General features: G+C 59.2%; 1 protein-coding gene. It reads left to right on the top strand.

Annotation, left to right across the window (positions count from 1 at the left end):
* On the top strand, positions 1 to 240 hold a 240-nt coding region (locus AAEZ05_RS29995), incomplete at both ends, for a sensor histidine kinase (protein WP_350650296.1).

The following is a 240-nucleotide window of genomic DNA, read 5'->3' as shown; positions in this document are numbered from 1 at the left end:
CACCTGGACAGCTCGCTGCGCTCGGCTGAAGACTTGATCAGTGATTTGCTGGATATTTCGCGCCTGGAAAACGGCAAGATCAATCCGCAGCGCCAGCCCTTTGTCCTCAACGAGCTGTTCGACACCCTGGGCGCAGAATTCAAGGCACTGGCCCAGGAGCAACACTTACGCTTCCGCTGGCGCGGCAGCCGTATGCGGGTGGACAGCGACATCAAGCTGCTGCGGCGGATTTTGCAGAAC

The organism is Pseudomonas sp. HY13-MNA-CIBAN-0226 (assembly GCF_040310305.1).
GTDB lineage: Bacteria > Pseudomonadota > Gammaproteobacteria > Pseudomonadales > Pseudomonadaceae > Aquipseudomonas > Aquipseudomonas gregormendelii.
The sequence above is the reverse complement of the archived record's forward strand: the minus strand, read 5'-3'. Positions and strand labels throughout refer to the sequence as shown.